This window comes from Bradyrhizobium sp., assembly GCF_049519115.1.
Taxonomy (GTDB): domain Bacteria; phylum Pseudomonadota; class Alphaproteobacteria; order Rhizobiales; family Xanthobacteraceae; genus Bradyrhizobium.
This window is the reverse complement of sequence record NZ_JBEKRB010000016.1, coordinates 68102-84553: the sequence shown is the minus strand read 5'-3', so window position 1 is coordinate 84553 and position 16452 is coordinate 68102. Positions and strand designations below refer to the sequence as shown.

Below are 16452 nucleotides of genomic sequence, written 5' to 3'. Positions count from 1 at the left end.
TTAAGCTAAGAGCGAACGGCCTTTCGTTTCGGGTAGTAACAGCGCTGCCACGATGATTAAGCCATACGCGGCTATAGTGAAGATGCCGATGGCCTCGCCAAGAGGCATGCTCGCGCTGATGTAACCGACAAGTGCTGGAAACAGGGCGCCGAGGGCGCGACCGACGTTAAAGCAAAAGCCGATACCCGAACCGCGTACGCTGGTTGGATACAGTTCGTTGAAGAACGCTCCGATGCCGCTGTAGATGCCGGACGAGAAGAAGCCGAGCGGTGCGCCGAGGAAGAGCAGAACTGAATCACTAATCGGCAGGAACGTGTAGGCGAGAACGGTCAGTACCGAGCAGACGGAGAAAAGGATGAAGTTTTTTCGTCGTCCTAGAATGTCCGTAAGATAGGCACTGATGACGTACCCAAAAAACGAAGCCACGATTACGACGGCGAGATAGCCGCCGGTACTCAGTACAGAGAGGCCCCGTATCGTCTTCAGGTAGGTCGGCAGCCAGATCATGATCGCATAATAGCCGCCCTGAGTACCGATGGTGAGCAGCGAAGCTAAGATGGTGGTTCGCAACAGTGATGGCGCGAATATCTTGAGGAAACTGGGCCGGGTCTCTCCACCGCTGTCGTAGCGGCGCTGGGCATCGACGAACACCGAAGGCTCGTCAACGAATTGGCGGACAAAGAATACGGAGAGCGCGGGCAGAATTCCGATCGCGAACAGCGCACGCCAAGCAAGCGTTTCGGGCAGATATGTGAACAACACCGCGTAGGCGATCACCGCGGCACCCCAGCCAACCGCCCAGCCCGAATGCACGATACCGTTGCCCTTTCCACGATGCTCGTCGCGGATGATCTCGCCGATCAGTACTGCGCCGGCTGCGTATTCGCCACCAAATCCGAACCCTTGCAGCGAGCGGAACAGGAAGAGCTGCGCATACGAGGTAGCGAAAGCGCAGAGGAAAGTGAAAACCGAGAACCACAGGATAGTTATCTGCAACATACGCATCCGGCCAAAACGGTCAGCCAGAATGCCGACCAGCCAACCGCCCAACGACGAAGAGAGCAACGTGGCGGTGGCAAGCAGCCCCGCATCTCCACGGCTTATCGACCAAAGAAGCGAAAGTGTTGCGATGACCAAACTGTAGAGCTGGACGTCCATGGCATCGAGGGCCCAACCTGCGAAACAGGCCCAAAATGTTCGTCGCTCCTTGGCAGTGAGCTCCTGGTACCACCCCAGAACAGCGCCACCCGGTTCGGTGGTATCGCCGGCTACTTGGTCAGCCATCGGATCCCTCCCCTGAATTTATGTCGAGCGAACGTGACCACGCTGGCGCATGCCGACGAGATCCGACGCTTCTGTTGTTATCTTTATAAAAAATGAAGCACGGCGTGCCGAGGGCGCGCCGAAGCCCAATCGCTAAACCTGCTCGAGCGCCTTGCCCCATTTCAGGCCCCAGTCGTCTCCGACTAGATCGACGACTTTACCGTCCTTCTCGTAGAACTTGTTGGGGATCTGGAAGATGGCAATCATCAGGCCACCTTCCGGAGTCCAAGCCGAATGACGGCTGCCCGCGGGGCGCCAGACGAACTCGCCGGGACCGCACGACAGGCCCTTTTCTGGTCCATCCTTGTCGACCAGCCGACCTTCGATCATGAAGGTCTGCTCGAGCATCACGTGCTCATGGTCGGGCAGTTCGGCGCCTGGATCCATCTTCAACAACACGGTGAGCAAGCCGGACTCTTTGTCGACCATCAGCGTCTTCACGTGGCAGCCCGGATAGCGGATAGGCTCCCAAGGCATATCGTTAGCGTGCACGAGACGCGACGCGAGCGGTCCTAGACCTTCGTGATTCTTAGCGTTGGGGGTGAATGCTGAGACCATGTTTCCTTCCTCCCAGATGCATTGGCCTTGATCATCTATGCGTGAAACAATTGAGCCAATATCTAGAAATAAATGCTGGCATGCACATGGGGCACCGTCAAGTTGCCGCCTCTTCAACCCAATAAATGCCTCCCCTTGAGCCGCTTCGATGCCTCCGGAACCAGCGGATTTTCAAACGCGCTCCATCGCCACTGGCAGATATTGCAGCGCGGCGTCAACATAGCGGAACCGGTTGGTGCGCCAACACACTTATCGGAGGTCCCAATCAGCGGGGATCGCCGGCCGCGGAATGGATCAAGATCAAGTGAATGCGACCCCAGCACCCCAGCGAGTACCGTGGAATAAAGGCAAAGCCGCCGATGTGACCCAAGCACGTCTGGTCGATCAGGACAAAGCTTCAGATCGAGGGCCGCGCTCGTGACCTAGCCATGGTCAACCTGGCAATCGATAGCAAGCTTCGTGGCTGTGATGTCGTCGCCATCCGGGTCGAAGATGCCTGCCAATTCCGGAAGTCCGTACATCGGATTCAGGTGCCGGAGGCCCGGGACATCGCAACATGTTCGCGCCGCTAGCACAGAGAAATCGGATCACCAGCAGATCTGACGGAGCTATAGGTCAATCAAGCCGCCGTCCACGAACAGTTCGGCGCCGGTGGTGTAGGTCGCATCGGCAGCGAGGTAGAGGGCTGCTGCGGCGACTTCGGCAGCGGTGCCAGTGCGGCCGAGCGGGATGCGTGTCTTGGCCCCATCGATAAAAGCGTCCTTCTGGGCTGGCGTGAATCCGTTCTTGTCCAGGATCGGGGTGACGATCGGACCGGGGCTGATGGTGTTGACACGGATCCCGCGCGGCGTCAGCTCCTTGGCGAAAGTACGGCCGAACGAGCGCAGTGCTGCCTTGGTCGAGCCGTAGATTGTACTGCCGCCCAGGCCGCCGGCCGCGCCAGCCACAGAAGCCGTTAGGATGATTGCGCCACCGTCCGGAATAATCTGGATCGCGTGCTTCAGCAGGAAGAATGCACCCTTAACATTGATATTGAACTGGCTGTCGTAAAAGGCCTCATCGACCTGCGCGATTGGCGCGAACTTGGCGATGCCAGCGTTAACGAACAGCACGTCGATATGGCCGTGTTTGGTCTTGACCTGATCGATCAAGACCTTGGTAGCGGCCACGTTGCCGGCGTCCGAGACCAAAACCTCGATGCCGGGGAGCGCCGCCTTGGCGGCTTCTACCGAGCGTTCGCTAGAGCCGGTAACGATTACCTTCGCGCCTTCGGATTGAAAGAGTTTGGCGGTCTCCGCGCCGATTCCAGTGGTGCCTCCGCTGATGAGAGCGATCTTGCCGTCGAGCTTGGCCATGAAGGTTTTCCTGACTGGAGTGGGTTGCTGTGCCCGAGAGATGGGGTTCTCCTTGACGAGAGCAATGGCGCCGGGGGACATCTTTTGCCGAGCACCACCACCTCCTACTTCTCGAAGCTGACCTCAAAATCCGACTTCCGTTCTACCCTAGAGACCGGACTTTGCCGACCGGGCCAGCCGTGTCGGTTTCGTGCCAAAAGTGACGTGCGCCACATTCGGAATGGGCGAGGAAGCATTCCGCGCGTCGCCGAGAAGAAGCCGCCAGTGCCTCCGCCCGTCAGGTGTGGTAAGTTGAGCTTTTTGCTCCCGGAGAGCTGCGTGGACGCTGAACGCAGGCAGATCACAGTGCTTTTCGCCGATTTGGTGGGCTTCACGGCCTTCTCGGAGCAATCGGGAGAGGAAGCGGCCTTCAACCTTATGCGCCAGTTGGCGAAGCTGATGGAGGAAGCAGTACATGAGCAACGCGGTGTCGTTCAGGGCTTTACAGGCGATGGCGTCATGGCCGTCTTTGGCGCTCCGATTGCATTTGAGGATGCACCACTGCGGGCATGCCGTGCGGCACTTTCGATCTTGGCGAAAGTGAGGGCTTCTGAAGCGGATTTCCAAACTAAACATGGGCTACGGCCGCAACTGCGGATCGGCCTCAATACCGGTTTTGCAGTGGTAGGCGCTGTTCAGGGCGGGACTGACGCCTCGACGACTGTTCTCGGCGATACGGTCAACGTCGCAGCGCGCTTGCAACCTTTAGCAGAGCCAGACTCGGTCGTCATGAGCGGGGCAACGTACCGGTTAGTACAAGGAATGGTAGAGGCGACCTTTTCCGGGGAATACGTGGTCAAGGGGAAAGCCGAACGGCAAAGAGTTTATCAACTTGAGGCCCTGCGGCAAGGCGCTGCGCGCTTCGACGCGGCTGTAAGCCGTGGTCTAGGCGTCTTTATCGGGCGCGAGCACGAATTGGAGCGGCTGGAAGGTGGTCTTACGGAAGCCGGCACGCAATTGCGTGTTATAGATCTCGTTGGGGAGCCAGGAATGGGCAAATCGCGCCTCCTGCACGAGTTTCGCCAAACGATCAGAACGCAACGCGCCTTCATCCTCTCAGGGAGCTGTTCACCCGAAGGCCAGCAAACGTCGTTCCTTCCTCTCATCGAAGTGGTCCGTGGCTCTTTTCGAATCGGTGCTGGCGAAACAGAAACCGACGTGGCTCAAAAGCTTGAGATGGGGCTCGACACACTCGGGCTTCATTCCTCGCGAAATCTCGGCCTGCTGCTGCATCTGCTCGGCCTTGCCGTACCGGATGGCGCGCTATCGGGACTTGACGGTGTATTGATCGGATTACGTACCCGTGAGCTTTTGCGCCAGTTACTCGAAGCGCGCTGCCGTCTCTCGCCTTTGATCTTGGTGATAGAGGACTTGCATTGGATCGACAGTGTTTCGGAAGAAGTGCTGGACCAGATCGTTGGTAGCCAAGCCAAGCAGCAGCTTCTCATCCTCCATACAAGACGGCCAGAATACAAACCACCATGGCTCGGTAGGACTGCTGTCGTAAGTATCAACTTGGAGCCGCTCCAAGCGGACGATATCCGCCAGCTCGTTCGGGCTCGGCTAGGTGTAGCGGCGTTGCCAGATGCGCTCGCGCGTGAGGTTGTTGAGAAGGCCGAAGGAAATCCGTTGTTCGCGGAGGAAATCTTAAGTTTTCTCAGCGAACGGGGCATGCTTCGCCTGGCCGCTGGCAAGCTGGAGTTCGATTCGAAGGTTGTAGCGGCGACTCTACCTGCCACCGTCGAGAGCCTTCTGACGGCACGCGTCGATAGTCTGGCGGCAGAGGACCGCCGGCTTATGCAGGTCGCCTCTGTCATCGGCAGGCGATTTGACCCTGGCCTGTTGGCTGCCTCATTCGTTGAGGCCGACAACATCGCTGCCCGCCTCGCGGCTATGCAAGCAGTCGACCTCATCCGTCTCGAGGGAAAATCGAATAACTATTCGTTCAAGCACGCACTGGTGCGGGACGCGCTCTATCAGAGCCTGCTTACGGAAGCTCGCACAGCAATTCACCTAAGGATCGCGGAGGAGATCGAGCGCCGCAGCGGCAACCGTCTCACCGAAATGGCCGAGGTTCTTGCACATCACTATAGCCAAGCAACCCGCGCCGAAAAAGCCTTCACCTATCTTTTATTGGCCGGGACCAAGAGCCTAAGCGTGTATTCGCTCGAAGAGGCAACGAATCATTTCACCTCAGCGCTGACTCTTCTCAACAACAATCCGGATTGCGGCTCTGATGACCAGGTCGCCGACTTCCTTTTGTCGTATACTTCCCTACTAAACATGACTGCGCAGATTAAGGCCACGATCGAAGTCTCCGAGCGCTATCTGGCGCGGATTGATCGTCTTGCGGATGATACGAGGGCTGTTCTCATTCGGCACAACTACATATTCGCTCTTCTCTGGAACACGAGCTATCGCATGGTGCCAGAAGTGCAGCGAAAAGCCCGGCAAATAGCTGAACGTCTCGGAGATAGCAAGTCAAAGGCCTATGCGCTGGCCAGCGAGATTCTCGTCTCGACGATTGTCTCTCCGAAGTCGCCACATGAGTTCGAATCTCTTAAGCGAGACGCAATCAATGCCGCTTCGGCCACGACTGACGCTTACATCCAGAACTGGATCAGGTTTGTGGTGGCGTGGGAAGAGTTTCACCAGGGGCGCATGAATGACGCGCGTCATTCAGCCCGGGCCCTCATGCAGGTAGGTCGAAGCCTCGATGACCCTCGATCGACGGGACTTGGTCTCTGTGTCTTAGCCTTGATCTCACTATTATCCGATGCATATGCGGAGGCGTTAGATTACAGCGAACAATCGATCACCTTAGCAATTACGCCTTTCGACCGGGAAACAGCCCTAAACATAAAGGGATGCGTACTGACGCTTCTGCGACGGATCGATGATGGGTGGAGTATTCTGGAATCATTTCGTCGCCGTTGCTCCGTTGATGGCGACCTTTATTCTTTGACCACGAGCGACGCGATTCTCGGCGTGTCGAAGGTGATTCAGGGAGATATCAGTGGGGGAATTCGGTGGCTCGAGGAAGCGATATCGAAGCGGGAAAGCGAAGGTTATGTGGCGGCAGCAGATTGGTATCGCTTATTCCTCGGCGAGGTATATTTACAAATCATCACTGGGGACGAGAAGGTTCCATTTTTGGTCTTGCTGAAGAATCTCCCAGTTATTCTCAAGGTGATGAGCACCGGGCCGTCGCGAGTTCGCGCGCTAATGGGGCACGTGTTGGCCAATCCGCGATTCAATCCTGATGGACACATCCCAGGGCGCGCTCAGATGATTCTTGGTCTACTCTACAAGGCGAAGAACAAGCGCGAACCTGCGATGGAGCACCTCAATGAAGCAAGGCGAATCTTCTCCCAGTTCGGGCAGACTCCTATGCTCACTCGTGTCGACTCGGCTCTCGCAGAGCTAAAATAACGTCGGTATTCCCTGGATTGAAGTTTCGCCCGAACGCACTTTGCGAATTGCGTCGAAAGCGCAAGAATTCCGGCCCGAACGGCACGTCGGCTTTGTCCCCTGAAAGCGGACATCAGCTGCCAGAGCAGTGATGTCCGAAAAGTTCCCTGGAACTCTTTGAACGACTATCTTCCGGTTTGTTCGCTTGGCGGGCTCCAACTCGTCAAACGACATCAGGCCGCGTTACCTCAAGTCTGAACGACTCTATCAATCCAAAACAGCGTCCGGGTGCGGTTCACCTGCCCCAGTGCGCCGCTTGGCTTAAGGACCGCAAACGATCGCATACGCACAGCGCTGGCTTTGCTCAAGATCGCTGAAGTCGAAAGTCGCGACGGCCACCAGCGCGGCAAGCAAGATGACGGCGGCGACGTTCTCGACCATGCGGGCCTTGTAATCCTCGGTATGTCGCGCCCCCTCGTATCGCGACAGGTCAAGCAGCGGGTCTATATCGCGACGGAAATGTTTTGCGGTGCGGGCGCGGTGTCGATCGGCAGCATCCCGTAACGGGAATTGTAAAATCCTGCAGTCGTCCTGTCTCTTGGGTTCGCCACACGTCATCGGATGCTCAACACCGCTTTTCATTTAAAGCGGCCGGAAACGATTCGTGTTCCTGAAGCGCGGTGTTCAAAGCGACAAATCGGCGTGAGGCGATTTCGGAATATTGCCAAAGCTTATGAGGTTACAAACGGAAAGCAGCGACTCTTTTCGTTTCATTCGATATCTGAAGCATGAAATTTTGTTCAGGATTGTAATGCGTCGTAATGGCAAATCTCGCGAAAACGCCTTTAAAATATAGACGCAATCGACTCTGACGTCAGACGACCCAGGTTTTCGCAGAGCAACACGTCTTCTTGAGCGCAACGGAACTTGCGCGGTCTTCGCCGTGTTCTGGAACCATAGCAAACGGCGGCACTGCGATCCCGCAATGAGCTAGCGCCTGCGCCAATCTGCGTTGCGGGATCGGATCGGAGACGCCGGCGAGAACCAAAGGACGTTCGATGCGATATCCGCTTTTGCTGGCTGCCCTCGGTTGTTGTGTCTGTTGGATTGGCATTGCCGCCGCTCAGGCGCAAACGACCACGACACCAGGCATGGGACCGACATCTCCGCTGAACGTTCCGTCCGCGGACAGTTCTTCCTCCAACTCAACCTCTTCCGGTCTCGGCGGCATTCCACTCGGCTCGACCGAAATCAACACACCGGGCGTCAGTCCGCTGATCATGCCCTGCCCGAGCGCGAGTTCGAACGCTGCCTTCGACGGCGGCGGATCAAACCAGTCGAACAATTGCGGCTCGGGCGCGTCGACTACCAGCGCTTCCAATGCGCCGTCGACGTCCGGCGCCGGCGGGATGTCGCCAGGATCATCGGGATCGGTCGTAGGCTCCGGCATCACGCTCGGTGCGACCGATCTCGGTACACCGGGTGAGAGCCAGACAACCCCTGTGCCCACCGCCACTCCCTGTCTGCAATCGATGACCTCACAGGGATCGTCGACAGGATCTGGCCCGACCGCCTCCACCGTCAACGGCGGCTGCTAGGGAGCGGGGAAAATCATGCGCAAAGCACTTGTGCTTCTGACAACCGTGTTGGGCGCCGCGGCTCTGGGCGGCGTGGTCTACTGGCATCAGTCCAGCGCCGAACCCACCAGGGAAGCCGCCCCCGCCTCGCAACCCGAAGCAACGCCCGTGGTTGCGGGAGTAGTCCAGAACGGACCCGTTCCGATTTACCTGCGGGGCGTCGGCACGGTCATCGCCTATAACAATGTCGTCGTGCGTAGCCAGATCACCGGGCCTTTGATTAAGGTCAGCTTCAAGCAGGGCGAAACGGTTCGCAAGGGCGATCTTCTGGCGGAGATCGATCCACGTCCCTATCAGGCCCAGCTCGACCAGGCTGTCGCCAACCGCGATCGGGACCAGGCGCAAATCGTCAATGCACAGACCAATCTCAATCGTTACGTACCCTTGCAGGAGAAGGGGTTTGCCACCGGGCAGCTTGTCGATACCCAAAAGGCCCAGGTCGCTCAATTAGAGGCCATGGTGAAAGGCGACGAGGCCGCGATCGAAAGCGCCCGCGTCAATCTGAGCTATACGAAGCTGACCGCCCCGCTCGACGGGGTCACGGGCATTCGGCAGATCGACGAAGGCAACATCATCCATCCGACCGACGCCAACGGACTGGTCGATGTCACGCAAATCCAGCCGATCTCGCTGATCTTTACGCTCCCGGAGACGACGTTTATCGAGATCCAGAAAGAACTGGCCAAGGGGCCGATCAAGGTCTTCGCCTACAGCCAGGATGACAAGACGAAGCTCGACGAGGGCGAGCTTCTCCTGATCGACAACCAAATCAACCAGACCACTGGCACGATCCGGCTGCGCGCCACCTTCCCGAACGGGGAGCGCCTCTTGTGGCCCGGCGAACTCGTCAATGCGCGGCTATTGCTCAAGACAGAACCGCACGGGCTGACGATCGCCGCGGGCGCCGTGCAGCAGGGACCGAAAGGACCTTATGTCTACGTGATCAACCCCGATCAATCGGTGCAACCCCGGCCGGTCAAAGTTGCGCAGATCGACGAAGGCAAGGCCCTGATCGCTTCAGGTCTCAAGGAGAACGAGCAGGTCGTCGTCGACGGGCAATATAAGCTGCAGGCCGGAACCCATATCCAAGTGCTGACGGGCAAGGCCGCGGAAGAGGCGAATATGCAAAGCGCCGTTGAGCAGGCGATCCCGTGAACATATCCGCACCCTTTATCCATCGGCCGGTGGCAACAGCGTTGCTGATGGTGGGTCTTCTCTTGTGCGGGCTGGGCGCCTATCGCCTGTTGCCGGTCGCGGCGCTGCCTAACGTCGATTACCCAACGATCCAAATCAGCGCACAATTGCCGGGCGCCGACCCGCAGACCATGGCGTCATCGGTGGCAACGCCGCTCGAACAGCAGATCAGTCAGACCCCGGGCCTCGTGCAGCTGACGTCATCCAGCGCGCTCGGTTTCGTCACGATGACGGCGCAGTTCGATCTCAGCAAGACCGTCGATAGTGCTGCGGTCGACGTGCTCGCGGCGATCAACGCGGCGAGCCCATACCTTCCGGCCAACATGCCGTACCCGCCGACGATCCGGAAAGTGAATCCGGCCGACACGCCGGTTCTGATTCTGGCGCTGTCGTCGGAAACCTTGCCGCTGACGACGGTGGACGCTTACGCAGAAAACATTCTGCTGCCGAAAATCTCGCAAATCACGGGCGTCGGCCAGGTCGGCATCGGCGGCCAGCAGAAGCCGGCCATTCGCGTCCAGGTCAATCCGCAGGCGCTCGCCTCGCGTGGACTGAGCATGGAAGACGTGAGGAACGTCCTCAGCGGCGCCAACGTCGATCTTCCGAAGGGCACGCTCAACAGCCCGCGGCAACTCTACACCCTCAACACCAACGATCAGCTCCTCAAGCCAGAGGCCTATAACGATCTGATCATCGCCTACCGAAACGGCGCGCCAGTGCGCATCCGCGACGTCGGCCAGGCCATCGAAGCATCCGAAAACAACCTACTTGCCGGCTGGCACGACAAGGATCGCGCCGTCATTCTGACGGTCTTCCGCGTGCCAGGCGCCAACGTCATCGAGACCGTCGACAGCGTGAAAAAGATGTTGCCGCAGCTCGAAGCCTCGATTCCGCCAGCCATCAAGGTCTCCATCGCCTCCGACCGCACCGACACCATCCGGGCTTCGGTGAAGGACGTGCAGTTCACCTTGATCTTGACCACTGTGCTGGTGGTGATCGTGATCTTCATCTTCCTGCGAAATTTCTGGGCCACCGTCATCCCCGCCATCACGGTGCCGCTGTCGCTGGTCGGCACTTTCGCCCTGCTCTACCAATTCGGCTACAGCCTCGACAATTTGTCGCTGATGGCGCTGACCATCGCCGTGGGCTTCGTGGTCGACGACGCTGTCGTGGTGATCGAGAACATCGTCCGCCATCTGGAAATGGGCGAAAAGCCGATGGAGGCCGCGCTGAAGGGTTCAGCGGAAATCGGCTTCACCATCGTTTCGATCACACTGTCGTTGATCGCGGTCTTCATCCCGCTGTTTTTCATGAGCGGCTATGTTGGGAAGATGTTCCGCGAATTCGCCGCAGCGGTCAGCATCTCCTTGGTGCTGTCGCTGATCATCTCGCTGACCCTGACGCCGATGATGTGCGCCCGTCTTCTTTCCGACGACAGCCACAAGAAGCATGGTCGCCTCTATCAATGGTCCGAACGTGGTTTCGACCTCCTTCTGAACGCTTACGAAAGCACGCTGAAGATTGCGCTGCGCTTCCGCTTTCTCACGCTGATGGTGATGTTCTCAACCATCGTCCTGACCGGCTATCTCTATTACGTGATCCCAAAGGGATTCTTTCCGCTTCAGGACACCGGCATGCTGTTCGCCATTTCGGAGGCATCGCAGGACATCTCATTCCCCGCGATGGCGGAGCGCCAGCAGGCGCTGATGAACATCGTCATGCAGGACCCGGCCGTCGAATCCGTCAGCGACTTCATGGGACCGGGCGGTTCGACACCGACGCTCAACCAGGGGCGCGGCTTTGTGGTGCTGAAACCGCTTGAAGAGCGCAAGATCAGCGCACTCGATGTGATCGCACGGCTACAGCCGAAGCTTAAGCGCGTACAGGGCGCGACGCTTTACTTGCAGCCGGCGCAGGATATCACGATCGGCGCCCGCATCTCAAAAACCCAATACCAATACACGCTGTACGACGCAGACTCGCGCGAACTCGATCACTGGACTGAGATATTCCTGAACAAGATGAGGTCGATGCCGCAGATTTCGGATGTGGCGACCGACCAGGAAAATGCCGGCCCGATGCTCAACGTCACCACCAACCGCGAGGTCGCTTCGACCTTCGGCATCCTACCGGTCACCATCGACAACACGTTGGACGACGCGTTCGGACAGCGCATCGTCTCCACGATGTATACCGAACTCAATCAGTATCACGTCGTACTAGAGGTCTCTCCGGAATTCCAGTACAGCCCCGAGTCGCTCAAGAACATCTATGTCAATTCGTCGACCAATCAGCAGGTGCCGCTCTCGACATTGGTAAACAGCAACATCAAGCCGGCGCCGATCGTCATCAATCACCAGGGCATGTTTCCATCGGCAACGATCTCGTTCAACCTGAAGCCGAATGTCGCGCTCGGCCAGGCGGTGGATGCCATCAGGCAATTCGAAAACGACTCTGGCAAGCCGATATCGGTTGCGACCTCGTTCCAGGGCAACGCGCAGGCCTTTCAAGCTTCGCTCGCCTCGACGCCGATCCTGATCGCCGTCGCCTTGATCGTGATCTACATCATTCTCGGCGTGCTCTATGAAAGCACTATTCACCCGCTGACGATCCTGTCGACGCTGCCGTCAGCCGGCATCGGCGCACTTCTGATCCTGATGGCGGTTCACCTCGACCTCAGCGTGATTGCTATCATCGGCATTATTCTCTTGATCGGCATCGTCAAGAAGAACGGCATCATGCTGGTTGATTTCGCCCTGCACGCCGAGCGGGAGCAGGACATCGATCCCGAGGAATCGATCTATCGTGCCTGCATCTTGCGCTTCCGCCCGATCCTGATGACCACCATGGCGGCGCTGCTCGGCGGCGTGCCGCTGATGATCGGCACCGGTAACGGCGCTGAACTGCGCCAGCCACTCGGTTATACAATCGTTGGCGGCCTGTTCCTGTCGCAGCTGTTGACGCTCTATACCACGCCGGTCGTCTATCTTTATCTCGACAAGCTCACCGGTGCGATGAAACGGCGGCGACGACGCGCTCCGGCCGAAACGGCTCCCGCCGAATGAAGCCGGATTTGCCGCGGCAGCCGGAGCCGTGTAATTCGCCTTGGAACTATCGCTATTAACACTGAGCCCGGGTAGACGGCCCACGGCAACTGCACTCATGTCCGCGCCGGGTCCAAGCAGACATGGCGCTAGGCGCGATTGATGTCTGATTTACCTTGTGGACGGACATGCTTGCGCATCTCGGACGTTACGCGTCCTTTCAACCGCTCCCAACTGATAAGCTTTTATGAAAACGCTTATCAGTCAGCCGACTGAATCTGTTTGGCGGCAGGCTTACCGGTAGCGGCAGATGCTGAAGATCCTTCGTCTTTAAGCCATACCTTTTGAAGCAGCTCAGCATTCAATTACAAATGGCCTATCGGTTTGAAACTTGGCTGAAATTAATTGCGGCGATCCGTCACCAATTAAGATCAGATCCTGAAGGTGCCAATGAAGCCGCTGCGGCTCGATCGCCAGTATCATGTTTTTTTCGAGCATAATATCTCCGCCCCGACGAAGTACGGGCTCTTGCTGGTGAAACCAGGGTCCCATTCCGTGTCCGACCAGTGACGCGGTGTAGTCGATCCCCTTCTTGCGAAATTCTGAAACGACGAAAGCATAGATCTCGCCCGCGGTCACACCAGGTCGGCATCTCTCGATCGTCTTGCGATGGATATCGAGCGTAAGGTCATAACCGGCCTGTTGTTCCACGTCTGGCTTTCCCAGGATGGCAAGCCTGGATTGGTGTCCCGGACATCCACTGAAATAGGCCAAGTAATCATTCCGTACAAAGTCACCCTTTCGAAAAGAAACATCACTCTTCATACATCACATGATTCGAACTCGAATTCAGAATACCATGGACAAATCCTGCGCCCTTTTGAGTGAGAGCGGCAATCATCCGAGCGTGCACCGTACGTTCGGTATCGCCCGGACGAATGGTCGGAAATACTTCGGCTAGTGCCTCATCGAGAAGATCAGCAGCTTGCCTTTGTTGCTCGATTTCGGCTTCTGTCTTGAGCCAACGAACCTCGTCCAGCATTCGCGAGCAATCGAACATGTCGAGCTTCGGGAGAGCGGCGTGAATTTCGTCCCAATGGGCGGCGGCGAGACCGTCCCACTCAAACCCTATCTTTGCATCAGCTAAGCCGACCTCTTTAATCAGTTGGGCGACTCGACCGTATAAGGATTCTTCATAGGCTTGGTAGACCTCAACGCGTTCAATCCAGGACTCGCGCTGGACGAGCTTTTGCGCGAACGCATCGACGATCACGATCGGTTCTTTCGAACGAGGCCAGAGCACCATGAAGCCCCGCACCGTACTTGCGATGTCCATATGACGTGACAAGGTGCCCGGCATCGCCATGCCCGCGAGATAAGTGAAATTGACGCCGGTGCGAACGGCTACCGCAGCCAACCCGTTCCGGTCCATATAGGAATTCAGGCGGTCTATGTTGGCCGTTACGGATCGGGTAGTACCTATCATTCTGGTCCCCTCGAATTGGGAACTAACGAGCGTATCTTACTTCAAACGTCACAACGCCCTCCTCGGTTCGGTAAGGACCATGTTTCATGCCGGGCGGGCGGCAGGCGTACATCCCCTTTTGAAAGAATTGATCGCCATCCCACTGACTGCCTTCGAGGATGTAAACTTCTTCCCAGAAATCGTGCACGAACGTTTCGACGCTAGCGCAACCGGGCTCAACCTTCAACATGCGTGTGACGAACATCCGCTCGGGGTCTTCGGTGAGGATTTTTTGGTAATGCCCCGGAGGCGCTCCCTCAACGGCAATCCATGGAATGCTATCGGAGGGGAAGAATTCCAATTCAGGCTTTGGCATCTTGATCTCCTTATTTCGATGATCGATTTCGGTGGCTACCGTCGGCCGTGACTATCCACTGCTGTAGATATTCATCTTTCTTCACGCACATAAGGAAGTGCGAGCGCCTCGGGTGCCCCGACCCGCCGCTTCATGGCTCGCCGTCCCATAACGGCAAGCACGGCGATCGCCATCAGGTAGGGAAACATTTGCATCACATAGGTCGAGATGAGGTGGAACACGCCGCCCAGCACCTGGGACTGTGCAATCAAGATGTAGGCAAAGCCGAAGAGGTAAGCGCCGCCCAACAGCTTGATCGGATGCCAACCAGCGAAGATGACCAGCGCCAGCGCCACCCAGCCACGGCCCGCCGTCATGCCTTCCGCCCACGTCGTAAGATATGCGACCGACAGGAACGCGCCTGCAAGTCCTGCCATACTCGCTCCGAACAGAACCGCAAGGTAACGAATGCGAAACACATTCCAGCCGACAACATCGACGGCGCTCGGCTTTTCTCCCGCGGCACGCAAGGCGAGACCTGGTCGCGTACGGTAGAGGAAGTACCAGACCACCCCGACCATGAGGTACGAGAAATACACCAGCGCATTCTGACGAAAGAAGATCTGGCCTAGGGCCGGAATGTCAGAGATCCAGGGCAGCGCCAATGGCGGAACGTGTTGGCCGATATCGGTGCCGACGAGATCATGCCCGGCGAAACTTGATAATCCGTCGCCGAACAGAACTAGTGCGAGGCCGGCGACGACATGATCGGCTCGTATGGTGACGGTCAGGAAAGCGAACAGCAGGCCCAGCAAACTGCTAGCGGCAATTGCGGAGGCGATACCGACCACAACTGAGCCGGATCCGAACGTCGCGGCTGCCGCCGTCAGCGCGCCCAGCAGCATGATGCCTTCGATACCGAGGTTAAGCACGCCGCTACGTTCGACGACGAGTTCCCCAAGAGCAGCCAGCAGCAACGGGCTAGCCGCTGCCACGCTGGTCGCCAACATGCTGACAAGCACGGCCGTATTCATGCTCGATCAACCTTGCCAAGATGCATGCGTGACTGAGATCGCCGCGCTAGGGTCAGGCCCGCCAGCGCGAAAAGAATGATTGCCGCCTGTATCACCCGCACGAGCGATGGGTCGATCTGCGCGATTTGCAGTGCGGCGCCGCCTTGCATCAGGATTCCGTAGAATACGGCCATGATCAGCACGAGCAGCGGATCGTGACCGGCAAGCCACGAAACCAAAATACCCAGATAGCCATATCCTGGCGTGAGCACGTAAAGCCTGCCGGCCGAGCCGCTGACTTGCTGGACTCCGGCGATCCCGGCGAGAGCGCCGCTGACCAGCATGACCAGGATCGTGATCCAGGTCACGCTGATTGCCGCGTATCGCGCGGCTTCGTGCGAATGGCCGACGACCGTGACTTCAAAACCCCAACGGCTGAAGCGAAGAAGTATACTCAAGGCAAGTGCGAGCACGGGCGCAACGACGACGCAAATGTCGAGTTCGGACCCGAGCGACGGCAACCTCGCCTCGTCGGCGAAATACGCCGAATACGGCCATCCCCCACCCGGCTCCCGCCACGGACCATAGACGAGCGATTGCACCCACAGGATAGCAACGTAGTTCAGCATCAGGCTTGAGAGCACCTCATTCACGCCAAGCCATACCTTCAGCGCGGCCGATAGGAAGGCCCACAGCGCGCCACACAAAATCCCACAGGCCAAGACCGCCAACAACATCAAGGGAGCCGGCAACGAGGTGTTGAGGGCAATCAATCCCGCGCCAAAGGCGCCCATGACCATCTGGCCCTCGCCTCCTATATTCCAGACCCGAGCACGGAACGCGACCGCAGCAGCCAGTCCCGTGAAAGCGATCGGCTCGGCGAATACCAGCGAGCTCTCGAGTGCACTCCAGGAGCCGACTGCCCCGTCAAAGATGGCTCGGAACGTTTCAAGTACCGGGGCATGAACGGCTACCAGGACAACCGAGGATGCGGTCATCCCCAGCAGCACAGACAGGACGAAAGCACCTGGCAATCTCAGCCATACGGGAATAGCCAT

13 protein-coding genes are annotated in these 16452 nt (G+C 57.9%); 3 read left to right on the top strand and 10 right to left on the bottom strand.

The annotated features are described in order from the left end of the window. The 3 genes from ABSE61_RS14965 to ABSE61_RS14955 form a co-directional block, all read right to left on the bottom strand. Positions 1 to 1284 (bottom strand): MFS transporter, encoded by a 1284-nt coding sequence (locus ABSE61_RS14965; RefSeq protein WP_423871903.1) that lies wholly within the window; start codon positions 1282 to 1284, stop codon positions 1 to 3. Positions 1285 to 1416: 132 nt separating this feature from the next. Beyond that, positions 1417 to 1881, bottom strand: a complete 465-nt coding sequence (locus tag ABSE61_RS14960) for a cupin domain-containing protein (protein WP_423871902.1) — start codon at positions 1879 to 1881, stop codon at positions 1417 to 1419. Between the two features lie 608 nt (positions 1882 to 2489). Next, the gene (locus ABSE61_RS14955; protein ID WP_423871901.1) at positions 2490 to 3236 is read right to left on the bottom strand and encodes an SDR family oxidoreductase; all 747 of its coding nucleotides are present in this window, start codon (positions 3234 to 3236) and stop codon (positions 2490 to 2492) included. 318 nt (positions 3237 to 3554) lie between these two features. Between ABSE61_RS14955 and ABSE61_RS14950 the strand changes: the two genes are divergently transcribed. After that, positions 3555 to 6707: an ATP-binding protein gene (locus ABSE61_RS14950; RefSeq protein WP_423871900.1), complete on the top strand. Its 3153-nt coding sequence runs from the start codon at positions 3555 to 3557 to the stop codon at positions 6705 to 6707. Positions 6708 to 7007: 300 nt separating this feature from the next. On the opposite strand, the gene ABSE61_RS14945 is transcribed toward ABSE61_RS14950, so the two are convergent. Further along, a complete protein-coding gene (locus tag ABSE61_RS14945) occupies positions 7008 to 7328 on the bottom strand; it encodes a hypothetical protein (protein ID WP_423871899.1) in 321 nt (106 codons plus the stop codon). 481 nt (positions 7329 to 7809) lie between these two features. Next, on the bottom strand, positions 7810 to 8196 hold the full coding sequence (locus ABSE61_RS14940; protein WP_423871898.1) for a hypothetical protein: 387 nt from the start codon (positions 8194 to 8196) through the stop codon (positions 7810 to 7812). Positions 8197 to 8299: 103 nt separating this feature from the next. Here ABSE61_RS14940 and ABSE61_RS14935 point away from each other — a divergent pair, with 103 nt between their 5' ends. Both ABSE61_RS14935 and ABSE61_RS14930 read left to right on the top strand, forming a co-directional pair. After that, complete coding sequence (locus ABSE61_RS14935; RefSeq protein WP_423871897.1) at positions 8300 to 9478, top strand: efflux RND transporter periplasmic adaptor subunit; 1179 nt, start codon at positions 8300 to 8302, stop codon at positions 9476 to 9478. After that, entirely contained in the window at positions 9475 to 12582 is a 3108-nt protein-coding gene (locus tag ABSE61_RS14930; RefSeq protein ID WP_423871896.1) for an efflux RND transporter permease subunit, read from the top strand. The genes ABSE61_RS14935 and ABSE61_RS14930 overlap by 4 nt, the downstream gene beginning before the upstream one ends. 333 nt (positions 12583 to 12915) lie before the next feature. Here ABSE61_RS14930 and ABSE61_RS14925 read toward each other — a convergent pair whose 3' ends face one another. The 5 genes from ABSE61_RS14925 to ABSE61_RS14905 all read right to left on the bottom strand — a co-directional run bounded on the left by ABSE61_RS14925 (position 12916) and on the right by ABSE61_RS14905 (position 16452). Beyond that, positions 12916 to 13386, bottom strand: coding sequence for a M24 family metallopeptidase (locus ABSE61_RS14925; protein WP_423871895.1), 471 nt, complete (start codon positions 13384 to 13386; stop codon positions 12916 to 12918). Next, positions 13376 to 14047, bottom strand: coding sequence for an aminopeptidase P family N-terminal domain-containing protein (locus tag ABSE61_RS14920; protein ID WP_423871894.1), 672 nt, complete (start codon positions 14045 to 14047; stop codon positions 13376 to 13378). Before ABSE61_RS14920 ends, ABSE61_RS14925 begins: the two co-directional genes overlap by 11 nt. Positions 14048 to 14069: 22 nt before the next feature. After that, positions 14070 to 14402: a cupin domain-containing protein gene (locus ABSE61_RS14915; RefSeq protein ID WP_423871893.1), complete on the bottom strand. Its 333-nt coding sequence runs from the start codon at positions 14400 to 14402 to the stop codon at positions 14070 to 14072. 71 nt (positions 14403 to 14473) lie between these two features. After that, complete coding sequence (locus ABSE61_RS14910; RefSeq protein ID WP_423871892.1) at positions 14474 to 15415, bottom strand: ABC transporter permease; 942 nt, start codon at positions 15413 to 15415, stop codon at positions 14474 to 14476. Beyond that, complete coding sequence (locus ABSE61_RS14905) at positions 15412 to 16452, bottom strand: ABC transporter permease (RefSeq protein ID WP_423871891.1); 1041 nt, start codon at positions 16450 to 16452, stop codon at positions 15412 to 15414. Before ABSE61_RS14905 ends, ABSE61_RS14910 begins: the two co-directional genes overlap by 4 nt.